15 protein-coding genes are annotated in these 14,709 nt (G+C 44.8%); 3 read left to right on the top strand and 12 right to left on the bottom strand.

Annotated elements, in window-relative coordinates:
* Window positions 1-29: 29 nt before the first annotated feature.
* The 3 genes from prmC to rpmE all read right to left on the bottom strand — a co-directional run bounded on the left by prmC (window position 30) and on the right by rpmE (window position 2,453).
* Complete coding sequence (prmC, locus tag LSG31_RS04965) at window positions 30-977, bottom strand: peptide chain release factor N(5)-glutamine methyltransferase (RefSeq protein ID WP_347438295.1); 948 nt, start codon at window positions 975-977, stop codon at window positions 30-32.
* Between the two features lie 20 nt (window positions 978-997).
* A complete protein-coding gene (prfA, locus tag LSG31_RS04970; RefSeq protein ID WP_347438296.1) occupies window positions 998-2,065 on the bottom strand; it encodes a peptide chain release factor 1 in 1,068 nt (355 codons plus the stop codon).
* 190 nt (window positions 2,066-2,255) lie between these two features.
* Window positions 2,256-2,453, bottom strand: coding sequence for a 50S ribosomal protein L31 (gene rpmE, locus LSG31_RS04975; protein WP_347438297.1), 198 nt, complete (start codon window positions 2,451-2,453; stop codon window positions 2,256-2,258).
* 318 nt (window positions 2,454-2,771) lie between these two features.
* On the opposite strand from rpmE, the gene LSG31_RS04980 reads away from it, so the two are divergent.
* Window positions 2,772-2,942 (top strand): hypothetical protein, encoded by a 171-nt coding sequence (locus LSG31_RS04980; RefSeq protein ID WP_347438298.1) that lies wholly within the window; start codon window positions 2,772-2,774, stop codon window positions 2,940-2,942.
* A gap of 44 nt (window positions 2,943-2,986) precedes the next feature.
* Here LSG31_RS04980 and LSG31_RS04985 read toward each other — a convergent pair whose 3' ends face one another.
* From LSG31_RS04985 to glpX, 3 genes are all read right to left on the bottom strand, one after another.
* Window positions 2,987-4,243 (bottom strand): radical SAM family protein, encoded by a 1,257-nt coding sequence (locus LSG31_RS04985; protein WP_347438299.1) that lies wholly within the window; start codon window positions 4,241-4,243, stop codon window positions 2,987-2,989.
* Between the two features lie 44 nt (window positions 4,244-4,287).
* Window positions 4,288-5,583: a transcription termination factor Rho gene (gene rho / locus LSG31_RS04990; RefSeq protein ID WP_347438300.1), complete on the bottom strand. Its 1,296-nt coding sequence runs from the start codon at window positions 5,581-5,583 to the stop codon at window positions 4,288-4,290.
* Window positions 5,584-6,271: 688 nt separating this feature from the next.
* Window positions 6,272-7,240: a class II fructose-bisphosphatase gene (glpX, locus tag LSG31_RS04995; RefSeq protein WP_347438301.1), complete on the bottom strand. Its 969-nt coding sequence runs from the start codon at window positions 7,238-7,240 to the stop codon at window positions 6,272-6,274.
* A 277-nt stretch (window positions 7,241-7,517) separates the two neighbouring features.
* Between glpX and LSG31_RS05000 the strand changes: the two genes are divergently transcribed.
* Both LSG31_RS05000 and LSG31_RS05005 read left to right on the top strand, forming a co-directional pair.
* Entirely contained in the window at window positions 7,518-9,173 is a 1,656-nt protein-coding gene (locus LSG31_RS05000; RefSeq protein ID WP_347438302.1) for a M1 family aminopeptidase, read from the top strand.
* Window positions 9,174-9,189: 16 nt separating this feature from the next.
* Entirely contained in the window at window positions 9,190-9,357 is a 168-nt protein-coding gene (locus LSG31_RS05005) for a hypothetical protein (RefSeq protein ID WP_347438303.1), read from the top strand.
* Window positions 9,358-9,364: 7 nt separating this feature from the next.
* Here LSG31_RS05005 and LSG31_RS05010 read toward each other — a convergent pair whose 3' ends face one another.
* From LSG31_RS05010 to sufD, 6 genes are all read right to left on the bottom strand, one after another.
* A complete protein-coding gene (locus LSG31_RS05010; RefSeq protein WP_347438304.1) occupies window positions 9,365-9,835 on the bottom strand; it encodes an RrF2 family transcriptional regulator in 471 nt (156 codons plus the stop codon).
* 61 nt (window positions 9,836-9,896) lie between these two features.
* Window positions 9,897-10,208: a non-heme iron oxygenase ferredoxin subunit gene (locus LSG31_RS05015; RefSeq protein WP_347438305.1), complete on the bottom strand. Its 312-nt coding sequence runs from the start codon at window positions 10,206-10,208 to the stop codon at window positions 9,897-9,899.
* Between the two features lie 99 nt (window positions 10,209-10,307).
* Window positions 10,308-11,705, bottom strand: coding sequence for a Fe-S cluster assembly protein SufB (gene sufB / locus LSG31_RS05020; RefSeq protein ID WP_347438306.1), 1,398 nt, complete (start codon window positions 11,703-11,705; stop codon window positions 10,308-10,310).
* A gap of 38 nt (window positions 11,706-11,743) precedes the next feature.
* Window positions 11,744-12,184 carry a Fe-S cluster assembly sulfur transfer protein SufU gene (sufU, locus tag LSG31_RS05025; RefSeq protein WP_347438307.1) on the bottom strand — a complete coding sequence of 147 codons (441 nt, stop codon included), beginning with the start codon at window positions 12,182-12,184 and terminating at the stop codon, window positions 11,744-11,746.
* Complete coding sequence (locus LSG31_RS05030; RefSeq protein WP_347438308.1) at window positions 12,171-13,397, bottom strand: cysteine desulfurase; 1,227 nt, start codon at window positions 13,395-13,397, stop codon at window positions 12,171-12,173. The genes sufU and LSG31_RS05030 overlap by 14 nt, the downstream gene beginning before the upstream one ends.
* Entirely contained in the window at window positions 13,394-14,698 is a 1,305-nt protein-coding gene (gene sufD, locus LSG31_RS05035) for a Fe-S cluster assembly protein SufD (RefSeq protein WP_347438309.1), read from the bottom strand. The genes LSG31_RS05030 and sufD overlap by 4 nt, the downstream gene beginning before the upstream one ends.
* Window positions 14,699-14,709 lie beyond the last annotated feature (11 nt).

Consider the following 14,709-nt stretch of genomic DNA (forward strand, 5'->3'; position numbering starts at 1 on the left):
ATTTTACACGCACTAATAGTAAAAAAGGCTCAACGGCATGTTGAGCTTTTTCTGATTCCCACAACGATTCGATTGATTCCGGCAAGGTCCTGATGGATCTCTGTACGCATGCAGAGCGGGTCTTGCCGAAGCATATCTGCAACACGTTCGGCTTGTCCCGCCCCCACTTCAAACAAAACGGCAGATGGAAGATCTTTTGCAGATCCGAACCACTCACATTGTCCGATTATATGGCGGTACGGATCCATCCCATCCATTCCGCCCTTTAATGCCAAATGCGGCTCAAAGTTCCGCACTTCCGTTTGCAGTGTCTGTATATCCATATCGGGTATATAGGGGGGATTTGATACGATCATATCGACAGCCATGCCTTTTTCTATCATCGGCTGCAAGCCGTCACCCTGGTGAAATGTGATCTGTGCGCCAAGTCGCTGTGCATTTGCTGTCGCGACGTGCAGAGCGGATGCAGAAATATCAATCCCATGTATCTCAAATGGGATATTTTTACGCGACATACGAGCAGTCAACTCCAATGCCATGGTAATGGCAATGGCGCCACTGCCGACACCGATATCAACCACGCGAAGAGGGCGACCGCCGTGTTCCGGAATCTCCTGAAACAGTTGCAGGGCGCGTTCCACCAGACATTCCGTCTCAGGTCTCGGTATGAGTACGGCTGTGTTCACTTGAAATGTCCGCCCGTAAAACTCCGCTTCTCCCAAAATATATTGCAAAGGCTCCCGCTGCCCTCTTCGTTTCACCCAATCGATAAACACCGCCTGTACCGGACCTGGCAAAGGCTCATTCCATTTTGTCAGCCAATCCAGACTGCTCCACTTGAGCAAATGCCGCAACATCCATTCTGCATTGCGTTCCGGATATATGACACCTTTTGCATCTAAAAAACGGGATGCCCATGTGTGAGCCTCCCGTACCGTATACGATGCATCCGGTGATAGAGGGAAATCTGCGTCCACTCCTGTCACCCCATTTTTCCTTATTGCGCTTCCTGCAATGCCTGCATTCGCTCTTCTGCGATCAATGCATGAATAATTTCATCCAAATCGCCATCCAATACCGCATCCAGACGATGCAATGTCAATCCAATCCGATGATCTGTCACACGACTCTGGGGAAAATTATAGGTGCGAATCCGCTCGCTTCTGTCGCCTGTACCCACCTGACTTTTCCGTGCAGCCGCTTGTTCCTGCATTTGTTCCTGCTGATACTTTTCAAAAATGCGGGCACGCAATACACGCATCGCTTTTTCCCGATTTTTGATCTGGGATTTTTCATCCTGACAGGATACGACAATTCCAGTCGGCATATGTGTGATACGAACTGCTGATTGTGTAGTATTGACAGATTGTCCGCCGGGACCGGTGGAACAAAACGTATCGATGCGGATATCTTTTTCATGTACTTCCACTTCCACTTCTTCTACCTCAGGAAGTACGGCAACTGTGGATGTGGATGTATGAATGCGCCCGCCCGATTCGGTAGCCGGGATCCGTTGCACGCGGTGTGCGCCGCTTTCAAATTTGAGCTTGCTATACGCACCTTTTCCATGAATCATAAAAATCGCTTCTTTAAATCCGCCGATATCCGTATAATTGGCATCGATCATCTCGATTTTCCAACCTTGCCGTTCTGCAAAACGGCTATACATGCGGAAGAGATCCGCTGCAAATAATGCTGCTTCATCACCGCCGGCAGCACCACGAATCTCTACAATTACGTTTTTATCGTCATTTGGATCTTTTGGCAAAAGCAGAATGGTCAACTGCTCGCGCAACCGTTCTTCACGTTCTGTCAATTCATCGATTTCCATCTTCACAAGTTCCCGCATCTCATCGTCCAACTTGTCGTTAAACATCGATTTGGCATCTGCAAGGCCTTGCGATACCTGTTTAAATTCCCGGAAGACTTGAACCGTCTCTTCCAGATCCGATTGTTCTTTGGCATATGTCCGCAGCTTTTGCGGATCCGATATGATTTCCGGATCACATAAAAATTCACTTAATTTATTGTATCGATCATCTAAGGCCTGTAAGCGGTCTAACATCGATCGTTCACCTCATTGCAAGAGATATTCCTTTGATACCATCCATATAGTATACGATATAAATGCAAGAAAAGGCAAACAGGGCAGGATAAAAAAACATTCGGTTAAAAACAACAGAATAAAAAATAAAAAACAGGAAACCGATCGATAGGTTCCCTGTCATTAACTACAACCGCATTTTCTGATCACTTTACAGGTTGTATTTTTTCTTGAATTTATCCACACGTCCACCGGCATCTACAAACTTTTGTTTTCCCGTATAGAAAGGATGGCACTTGGAACAGATCTCAACACGCAAATTTTGCTTTACTGAACCTGTTTCAAACGTCTCACCACAAGCACAGGTAACAGTGGTCACTTTATAGTTAGGATGGATTTCTTGTTTCATACTTTCACCTCTTTCTTAAAACAAGCATCATACAATGACTCTATACCTATCGAACACACTAGACGAAATTATATCATAGGTCAAGTTGCAGCCGCAAGTCTATTCCTTTGTATCCGTGAAAATTGTACCTGTTAATTTATGACTGATGAGGCAAATCATTTTTATTACTGGCAAGGCACAATCATTTTTATCGATATCAGGTTAGAATCGTTATAAATATTAAATTAATTTAATAATTGATGTATTGATATTTTAAAACATGTCAGTATAATTAAGTTTGCAAACAATAATATTCCATTTATGGAAGGGGTTATTTTCATGAAGCGCATTGTAAAAGTTCTTGCTGGACTCACCCTTTTGGTTGCCATGTTTACGGTTCTGGGTACGAATCAATACAACAGCGCCGCATCAACCGCGCCAACTTCAACCCAGACATTGACAGCCGCGACTGTACAGCCAGACGAAGCATATTACCCGCGCCCCAGATAAAGTACTGTCGATCCATCCTGATTTTGCAAGGTTTTGTTCGCTTTTTATACACGCTTTCGCATGCCTGGGGGAACGTGGGTAAATGAACCTAGAACAACATCCGGACATTCCTCTTTAAAAATCTCCATCATGGTATTCATTCCTAAAATTTCGCTTTTTGTCGGTGGAATGTGTGCCAGATAATATTCAGGATCAATATTTAAATTCCTTAATTGTATCAGACGCACACCTGTTTTTCGAATAAACGCAACCATTGCTTCAATTTCTTCTTCCCTGTCGGTAACTCCAGGAAAAATCAAATAATTAATCGATGTATACACACCATGATCGGATGCGTAACGGAGGGATGCCGCAACATCGTCAACTCCATATTTTCTGGGTCGATAGTACGCATTGTAATGATCCGGAATGGCACTGATCGTACTCACACGAATTAAATCGAGGCCTGCATCGACGATCCTCTTGATTTGTTCTGTGAGCCCGGCATTTGTATTGATATTGATGAATCCTTTTGCTGTGATAGCCCGTGTGCGCCGTATGGCTTCCGCGATTTCACGTCCGCGGGTCGAAGGTTCTCCCTCACACCCTTGTCCAAAACTGATAATCGAATCTTCATTTTGCAGATGATTGACCATTACTTCAACCATTTCATCAACGGTTGGAGCAAATGTCATCCGTGTCTGCGGGGAAGGAAATACGGAGTCGTCCGGCTGCTCCGAGATACATCCGACACATCCGGCGTTGCATGTAGAAGATACAGGCAGCGCCCCTTCCCAGCGACGGAAAAACGTATTCTGAGAAGTCAGGCAGCCATATACAAGAGCACAATGAGAAAGATGTTCATACAAACGGTTATTCGGATAACTTGCCCGCATTTCTGCAACTGTTCTCTCCACTTCATTCTCGGGAAAATTTAGCGGATTCCACTTTTGCGGCTCGTCACTGCATTTTGCTGCCACATAAAACTGATTGTCTTTCCAAACAACTGCCGTATACCCAAACAAAGGGAAAGGTTCAACATCTTTTTGTTTAACGTATCCCGGCAAAAGCAATCGGGTAAACCCTTGCGGCAATAATGCGCCTACAGCGTGATACGTGTCAGGCAAACGCCGTGTCTCATTGGACGTTTTATCAACGCCAATTACGCTGGTACCAGGCAATGATACGAGTGTTGCACCCTCCGGCAACGGAATCAATTCATCTTCCATAATATCCGTCAACTGGTCTGCAGTTCTTCCTAATGCCAGCAAATCCGGATCATCATATATATTGCCATCCAGATCTGCGTACACCGTATACAATACTGACCCCTCCATTAATAAACACAACCGATTATAAATTCGCCTTATGAATTCGCCGAACTCGCGGACCTTCCGGAGACGATTCGCTCCCTGCCCCGATCGTTATCCTTTTTTAAGCTTTCAAGAAATTCAATATTTGTCTTGAATTCTGAGAATTTCTTCAGGAATGCTTCAGAGAAATCAGGAGAATCGCTCATCGTCTTCCGCAATGCCCAAATCTTTTCAAGCTCTAACGGCGTCATCAGCAATTCCTCACGACGCGTTCCGGATTTGCGGATATCCAAGGACGGGAAAATACGTTTTTCAGCCAATTTCCGATCCAAATGCAATTCCATATTGCCGGTTCCTTTAAATTCTTCATAGATCACATCATCCATTCGCGAACCTGTTTCAACAAGTGCAGTCGCAAGAATTGTCAGACTTCCGCCTTCTTCAATGTTCCTGGCCGCTCCAAAAAAGCGTTTGGGGCGATGGAATGCAGCAGGGTCAATCCCGCCTGAGAGTGTACGGCCGCTTGGCGGAATGACGAGATTATACGCACGAGCCAAACGTGTAATGCTATCGAGCAATATGATGACATCCCGCTTCGACTCGACCAAACGCATGGCACGTTCCAATACCAATTCAGCCACTTTTATATGATTTTCCGGTACTTCATCAAATGTTGATGCCACAACTTCCCCACGGACAGATCTCTGCATATCCGTAACTTCTTCCGGACGTTCATCGATTAACAATACAAACAGATCAGCATTTGGATAATTTATCGCAATACTGTTTGCGATTTCTTTCAACAGGAGAGTTTTACCGGCTTTTGGCGGGGCTACGATTAATCCGCGTTGTCCAAACCCTACAGGAGCTAGTAAATCCATAATTCTTGTCGAAATTTTGTCAGGTGTAGTTTCCAGAATTACTTTGCGTTGCGGAAACAAAGGAGTTAGGGCGGGGAAATGAAGTCGTTCAGGTGATGATTCCGGGCTTTCTCCATTGACGGCACCTACTTGCAAAAGCCCAAAGTACCGTTCGTTTTCCTTTGGCGGCCGCACTTTACCGGAGACCAAATCGCCTGTTCGCAAATCAAACCTTCGAATCTGTGAAGCAGCCACATAAATATCTTCATTGCTCGGAAGATAACCGATCGGCCTTAGGAAACCATACCCTTCCGGCAGAATTTCCAGAATTCCTTCCGCAAACATCAACCCATCTTTCTCAGCGGCTGCTTTCATAATCGCAAATATTAATTCTCTTTTCTTTAATGTACCATAATATGGTATCTGATACTCTTTCGCCAACTTGTATAATTCCGTTAATTTTTTTCCCTCTAAATCTGATACGAGCAAATGGCACTCCCTCACATTCTAATTGTGTCTAACTGAAATACAATAAATGAAATACAGAAAACAAAATACAATACAACGTGTAATGTGGAATTGCGAAGCTGCGTTGTTTTCAATCGCTTTTTGTTATTGATTTACATACGATGCCAGTCCGTCTTTTGAAGAGGATGTTCGAAAAGAGAAACTGGTATTTTTCATAATACACTAGCAAGATAAAATCTTACATGACATTAAGATACAATCTTACTTTAGGATATTCAAGTATATCATTACTATAACATGTTTGCCCGAGGATTCCTATCTTATGCATAGAAAAGAAGTTTTTTCTCCATATTTTCGAGGTCTTTAACAATTTTCAGCACGCAATTCTATTAGAGGATGTTCAAAAAGTAGTCAAAACTCCACGGCGGATTGCTTTGCCGCATCCCAAAGAGATTTACTCATGTAGCAAACACGTACACTCCGTCGGCTTTTCGTGCTTCGACTTCGCACTCCTTGTGTCTTACTTGACTACTTTTTGAACACTCACTATTAATTTTTAAGATAGTACCAGAAAACAAAGGAAAAGAGAGGAAAAGAAAGGTTTCTGAAACGGGAAAACCGATTATCTTCATCATAATGAAAATAACCAATGAAAATAACCGGCCCCTCTTTTACGATCTTACAGCTTATCAATTATGCCATCGTTCAATTACACCATTACCAAATTCGGTTTTCGATCAATATGATGGCGGGACTCCACCATCCGAACCGTACCCGTTTTGGCCCGCATGACAAGGGAATGAGTTGTCGCTATATGATTGGGGAGAAAACGTACCCCGCGCAAGAGTTCGCCGTCTGTTACTCCGGTAGCTGCAAAAAAAGCATCATCGCCTTTTACCAAATCATCCATTAACAATACTTGGCTTGGATCGGCAATTCCCATATCCACACAGCGCTGAAATTCTTGCTCTGTCTGCGGCAATAAGCGCCCTTGCAATTCGCCTCCCAGACACTTGAGTGCTGCAGCAGCCAGCACACCCTCCGGAGCGCCTCCCGTACCGAACATAATATCTACCCCTGTATTTTCAAAAGCCGTATGGATGGCAGCTGCCACATCACCATCTGTCAGCAGTTTAATGCGCGCGCCAGAAGCACGAATTTCCTCGATCAATTTTTCGTGACGAGGCCTTTCCAGTACTACGGCAACCACATCTTCCACTTGCTTTCCGGTGGCTCTCGCTACATTTTCAATATTTTCCCGCGCGCTTGCATCGATATGAACCTTCCCCTTTGCCAAAGGGCCAACTGCAATCTTGTCCATATACATATCAGGCGCGTGCAATAATGTACCTTTCGGCGCAATCGCAACAACAGCCATTGCATTCCACAAACCGCGTGCCAAAATATTCGTTCCTTCCAATGGATCTACCGCAATATCCACAAAAGGTTCCACACCTGTTCCCAATCTTTCTCCAATATACAGCATTGGCGCTTCATCCATTTCACCTTCACCAATCACTACACAACCATCCATCGCTACCGTATCGAAAACCGTCCGCATGGCTGTGGTCGCTGCTTGATCTGCTTCATGCTTTTTTCCCATACCCATCCATTTTGCAGCTGCGATTGCGGCCGCTTCTGTAACACGGACAATCTCTAACGTTAATTCACGATCCATTTCCATTCCCTCCGGACAAAAGATTCATCTGTACAATTGGACAACTTCATTCTACTATCTGTTATTAAATATAGTATCACATTTAAAAACTATGTTATACAAAATAATATATTTTTCTGTTTTTATTCTACTTATACTCGGTTTAGAGAGTATTCATGCGATACAGAAGGTGTTTATGCAATACATATGAAAGTGGGTTGGAAAAATAATTCATATACTCTATCTTGCAGGAGTTAAAGGATTGTATGTGGAATTTCTCATATCTGGAGGGAACCTCGTGGCAAAGAACACAACAATCCAATCTGAAATTGGAAAAATAAAAAAGCGGCAATGGCGGAGTTGGTTAATCTATCAAATCTCTGTTGCAATCATCGGCACGAGCATGATCGTCTCCTATGTCTATACGCCAACGGGCGGCTGGCAGCATCAATGGTCAGCCATTCGCAACAAGATCCGGACGTTTTCAACACAGGTTGCGGCACATATCGGATCGTACTCGAATGGGATTACCCCCGCGCCTGTCTCGACCAAACCATCTGCAACCGCAGGGGAACCGAATGTATCAGACCGGATATCCTATACGCTTCATGCACAATTATTGCAAGCAACACATTCCATTGAAGGTACGGAAGATATATGGATACCCCAGTTAAATGATAAAGAAGTGAATTTCTACTTATTCACAGAAGATGATCAACCCATTCAGATTCAGGCCGTGACAATGGGAAAGGAACGCTTGCCGTTTTCCACAACTGAATATAATTTGCATGTTGCCTTGCCGACGCGTATGAAAGATGCAAATTTGCACATTCAATTTCGCACTCCGGTTTTACAAGGCGGATTTCGGTATGGAGAAATCGATGATGTCTGGACCATTGGGTATTGGTATCCAATGTTGGCTGTTCGGACTGCACAAGGCAATTGGATCCCAACTCCAACGCCGCTGGGATTTGGGGACCCATTCATTGAAGACAATGCGGATTATGACGTGACATGGACTTCACCTTCCAATTTCCATTGGTTTACAACCGGCTCCTTATTGGCGACCAGACAAGCCAACCATTTACAAACCAGTGAATGGAAGATTACGAACGTTAGAAATTTCGCTATGGTTGGCAGCCCGAATTTTATCGATCACCCGATTACGACATCCGCTGGAACAACGGTTCATATAGTGACACTGAAAGATTCTACAAGCCATGAACAGCAATTGCACGAAATTGTAAATCAGGCGGTTGCCGTATACACAAAGGATTTTGGCATGTATTATTATCCGGAGTTGTCTGTAGTCGAAATGCCTTCCGGAACCGTTTTTGCTCAAGAATATCCGGGATTGGCGCTGTTTTCCTCAGATATTTGGAATTGGCCGACAGACACCCATTGGATTGCACATGAAATTGCACATGGTTGGTGGTATTATTCCGTAGGAGACTATGAAGCAATCACTGAATGGCTGGATGAAGGTTTGGCCGAGTATTCCAGCTTGCTCTATTTAGAAGCGACAAAGGGAAAACAGGCATACGCTCAGCAACTGAATGATTTACGAAAGTTATGGTTACACCAGGAATCTTTATTGCCAGACGGACAAACGACAAAGATTCCTTCATTGCCGGATAAAATCGATCAGCCGTATGACTCGTTTCATACTGCACCTGAGTACTACTATATGATTTATTTGCGCACGACGCTTATGTATGCGGATCTGCGGGAAAAAATGGGAGACCGATTGTTTTTCGATTGGCTGCGGCAATTCTATTTAAAAAATTCAGGCCATGTAGCCACTCGCAAGACGCTGACAGAAGCTTTGCAAGATACGGCGCCTGCTTTTGTACCAGTTTTAAACCAGTGGCTCGATACGCCGAATAAAGATTGGATTCCGCACGTTCAGGCGGAAACGAAAACAGGTCAGAAGCAAATGATCGGAAGTAAATAAATAGGGGGATTTTCTAGTGAAAAAGCAGAAAAAAAACCGCAAATCCCCCCGCCAAAATCATCGAATGCCAGAGAGAACCATCCGCGATTCCAGACGACGGCGTTTTCTCCGTTGGACTTCACTCGTACTCATCAGCATCATGATCGTTTCGATTTTTGCGGGCTTCTTTGTGGTAAAATGGTAACAAATCTTTACTCTTGTATAATAATAGGCAACTCATTTTCAAAATTCCTCGCAGCTTTTGGCCCTTGTGTGTCATTTAATACATCTGCAAGTGAAATGCCGTCCAGTGCCCGCGCCATACTCTCCGCGAGTTTGGCCCAAACACTGCGGGTATCACAAAACTGTGAGCGACTGCAGAAATTTTCCGGCATATCTTCTGTTGCACATGCCATCGGAGATATCGACCCTTCCAATGTCCGAACGACTTCTCCCATCGTAATGTCTTTTGGTTCGCGTTCCAACATGTATCCGCCATTGGCGCCGCGAATGCTGCGAACCAATTGCGCACGGCGCAACGTTAAAAAAATCTGATCCAAAAATTGCTCCGAGATGTCTTCGTTTTCCGCAATCACACGCAACGGCACAGGACTTCCGTTTGACAGTTTAGCCAAACATACCAACGCACGCAAACCATATTCGGTACGATTTGACACTTTCATGTTCGAACTTCACCTGCCATTCCTTGCAATCCTATATTCCTATTAACAATTCCAGGAGTTATCATGCATCGATTTCAATGAACAATGAATCTCCTTCGACTTCCACCTCATATGTGTCGATCGGTGTCACACATGGAAACGCGACAGCCTTTCCCGAACAGACGTCAAATTTGCCGCCATGCTTGGGACAAGCAATGATGTTGCCAGCCAATTTTCCTTCTGTTAACGATTCATTTGCATGTGTGCATACATCAGATGTGACAAAATACTTTCCATCTATATTATAAAGTGCAAGATCTTCATACCCAATCACAATGCGTTTCATCTCACCAGGTTGAAGATCTGACGTTTTGCCGATATTGACTCTTGCCATTTTTCTCCGACCTTCCCAACAAGATAGCAAGACTCCAACCGTTGTCCGATACCTACCGAAACGATACAAAGCAGTTGGAGTCAAAACTGTATTGCGATATTAACCGATGGAACCTTCCATTTCAAATTTGATCAAACGGTTCATTTCCACCGCATACTCCATTGGCAGTTCTTTTGTGAATGGCTCAATGAATCCCATGACGATCATTCGGGTCGCCTCTTCTTCAGAAAGACCCCGACTTTGCAAATAGAATAATTGGTCTTCACTGACTTTCGACACGGTTGCTTCGTGTTCAAGTGTCACACTGTCATTTTTAATTTCATTGTATGGAATCGTATCCGAAGTAGAACGATCATCCAGAATTAATGTATCGCATTTAATATTTGCTTTTGAATTCTCCGCATTTTCGGCAAATTGCGCAAGTCCGCGATATGTGGTTTTTCCGCCATGTTTGCTGATGGACTTGGAAACAATGGTGGAAGTACAATCAGGAGCTGCATGCACAACTTTCGCACCCGCATCTTGATGTTGTCCGGTGCCGGCAACAGCGATCGACAGGACAGTTGCTTTTGCCCGCGGCCCCATCATGTATACAGCAGGATATTTCATCGTTAGTTTCGATCCGATATTGCCATCGACCCATTCCATTGTCGCATCTTCATAGGCAACCGCACGTTTTGTAACCAAGTTGTAAATATTGGGTGCCCAGTTTTGAATGGTCGTATACCGGCAGCGGCCGCGATCTTTCACAATAATTTCTACAACGGCGCTATGCAAAGAGTTGGTACTGTATATCGGCGCTGTACATCCTTCTACATAATGGACAAAACTGTCTTCGTCGGCAATGATCAATGTCCGCTCAAACTGTCCCATATTCTCCGAATTAATCCGGAAATATGCTTGCAATGGCACTTCACAGCGTACGCCTTTCGGAACGTAGATAAAACTGCCCCCGCTCCAAACCGCACTGTTTAACGCTGCAAATTTGTTATCTTCCGGTGGAATGATAGTGCCGAAATACTCTTTGAAAATTTCCGGATATTCACGCAATGCCGTATCTGTATCTGTAAACAGGACTCCCATGTCTTCCAGATCTTTTTGCATGCTATGGTATACAACTTCCGACTCGTATTGGGCAGAAACGCCTGCAAGGAACTTTTGTTCCGCTTCGGTAATTCCGAGGCGATCGAACGTATTTTTAATTTCTTCCGGCACTTCTTCCCAGGATTTCCCCTGCTTTTCGGAAGGCTTTACATAATAAATGATATCATCAAAATCAATCTGGCTTAAATCTCCACCCCATTTCGGCATGGGTTTGGAATTGAAGATTTCCAGTGAACGCAAGCGAAAATCGGTCATCCAACCGGGTTCGTTTTTCATCATGGAAATTTCTTCAACGACTTTTCGACTTAACCCTTTATTGAACTTTACAACAGAAACGTCTTTATCTCGAAACCCATACTGGTATTCTTCCAACTCGGGTAATTGCTTTGCCATTGGGTAGCCCTCCTTTAGAGTTGCTGATCGGTATTCCTTTATTCGTGATCACTGTGTACGTGCGTTTGTTCGGAAGCTTTCTGCAGCGCATTCCAGGCAAGCGTTGCACATTTGATGCGAGCAGGAAACTTGCAAACACCTTGCAACGCTTCCAAATCGCCCAACTGCTCAAAATCCGATTCTTCGCCGCGCATCATTTTACGGAACTCATCGGTAATTGCAAGCGCTTCTTCCACTGGCTTTCCTTTGATTGCTTCTGTCATCATGGAGGCCGATGCAATACTAATCGAGCACCCGATGCCGCTGAATTTCACTTCTTTTACCATCCCATCTTCCACCTGCAATTGAAGTGAAATTTCATCGCCGCAAGTAGGGTTTTTCAGAAATATAGTAACCGGATCGCCTTCGACGGCTCCTTGATTCCGCGGGTGCTGATAATGATCCATGATGACTTGGCGGTACAAATCATCTAATTGCATGGCTGAAAAACTCCTTTGTCTTGTTGAGTGCATCAACCAATCGATCAATATCCTCAACAGTATTATAAATATAAAAACTCGCTCTTGCCGTAGCCGCTACATTCAGCCACTTCATTAAGGGCTGACAGCAATGGTGTCCCGCTCGGACGGCTACTCCTTCCGCATCCAAAACGGTTGACAAGTCATGCGGGTGAATTTTCCCCAAATTAAAGGTGACCAGACCGCCGCGATGTTCGACGGGACCGTAAATCGTCAAACCCTCCACTTCCTTAAGCTTTTTCAAGGAATATTGAACAATGTCTTGCTCCAGGCGGTGAATCGTATCCATGCCAATCTGGTTTAAATAATCGATTGCCGCACCCAGACCAACCGCTCCCGCGATGATTGGCGTGCCGCCTTCGAATTTCCAGGGAAGCTCTTTCCATGTAGATTCATATAAATCCACAAAATCGATCATTTCTCCACCGAAATGTACAGGCTCCATTTTTTCCAGCAACTCGCGTTTTCCATACAAAACCCCGATTCCTGTAGGACCAAGCATCTTATGGCCGGAGAAAGCCAGGAAATCGCAATCCAAATCCTGCACATCCACTGCCATGTGCGGCACACTTTGCGCACCGTCTACAACCATGACCGCGCCGGCATCGTGTACGATCTTGGCGATTTCTTTGACCGGATTGATCGTACCCAGTACATTTGATGCTTGTGCTACAGAGACGAGCCTGGTTTTCTCTGTAATCGTATTGCGCACATCCTCAAGGGACAGCGTACCGTCCGCTTGCAACGGGAAATACTTTAATGTCGCTCCCGTAACTTTGGCGACTTGTTGCCAAGGAATCAAATTGGAATGATGCTCCATCAACGTAATGACAATTTCATCCCCAGCTTTTAAAAAGGACCGGCCGTAACTTTGTGCAATAATATTTAATCCTTCCGTCGTTCCCCGTGTGAAAATAATTTCCGCTGTCGATTTGGCGTTGATGAAGGAACGCACTTTCTCACGCGCGCCTTCGTATGCGTCAGTCGCCAATGATCCGAGCGTATGCACACCTCTGTGAACATTGGAATTCACCGTGCGGTAATAGGAATCCACTGCTTCAATTACCTGCAGCGGTTTTTGGGATGTTGCCGCACTATCCAAATAGACAAGCGGATGCCCATTGATTTCCTGATGCAAGATCGGAAAATCTTTGCGTATCAGTTCCTGATTCATCTCATCAACTTCCTCTCGATGAGCTCTTTCATTGCATGCTGTACGCCATCTAACGGAATATTTACAATGACAGGATCAAGGAAACCGAAGATGATCAACTTTTCCGCATCTTCTCGGGAAATTCCCCGCGACATTAAATAATACAATTGTTCTGCGTTAATTTTGCCAACGCTTGCCGCATGACCGCACTTTACGTCGTTTTCATCAATCAACAGCATCGGAATCGCATCGGCAATGGCTTTCGGACTCAACAACAGAAGATTTTCTTCTTGTTGTCCGTTGCTGCCGCTGGCGCCTTTCAGGATTTGAGTGTTGCCGCGGTACACGGCTTTGGCACGATCCCGCATCACACCTCGGACCATCATATCGCTTTCCGAATGCTTCCCGACATGGATGGTATGGCAGGTTAAATCCAATTGTTGCCGACCGTTGCCGACCGTAATCACTTTCGTGTCGGATTTGGAACCTTGACCGTCCAATACTGTCTTGTTGTAAGCAACCGTAAAGCCGTCGCCCAGTTCGCCAATATTCCAGTCAATGGAACCATCCCGATCCACCTGTGCCTGCCGATAGACCAAATTATTCATATTGCTTGCATTATTTTGGATCGAATGGTATTGCACAGATGCGTTTGCTTTTACATATACTTCAACTACGCCGACATGCAAGGCATCACCGGATTGCTCTCCCTGGTATCCATCAATGTAAGTGACAGAAGCTCCTTCTTCCACGACGATCAAGACACGGGTGAACATGCCCGCACGTTCCTCATTCTCCCAGAAAAACGCCTGCAAAGGCACTTCCACTTGCATATTGCGAGGAACGTACAAAAATACGCCGCTCCCCCAAACTGCCGCATTCAGGGCTGCAAATTTATCGTCTTCCACTTTTACCATCTGGCCTAAATATGGCTTTACAAGGGATTCATACGTTTGCGCCGCGGTACGCAAATCCGTATAGATTACTCCCTGTGCTTGCAAAGAATTTTGAATATTTCCGCGCAAGACATCCCCATTTTTCGAAAAAATGAAGGATTGATTTTCATCAGCCAGTCTAAAAAGACTGGGCAATTGTCCAGGCAACTGAACCAATGAGTCTTTTTGATTGCCAAGATATAATTCGAAATAATCCAATTTCCGCTTCGAAAGATCTGTTTTTTCCAACTTGGGAACCGGCAGTTTGTGATACGTTTCCCAGGCTTGCAAGCGCATGTCTGTCAGCCATGAAGGTTCCTGCGCCTGTTCGGAAAAAGCGCGAATGGCGGCTGGATCAATTGCAGTAACAGTTTGTTGCACAGTCATCACCCAATCCC

Origin of the sequence: Fodinisporobacter ferrooxydans (assembly GCF_022818495.1) — a bacterium.
In the GTDB taxonomy this organism is placed as follows: domain Bacteria; phylum Bacillota; class Bacilli; order Tumebacillales; family MYW30-H2; genus Fodinisporobacter; species Fodinisporobacter ferrooxydans.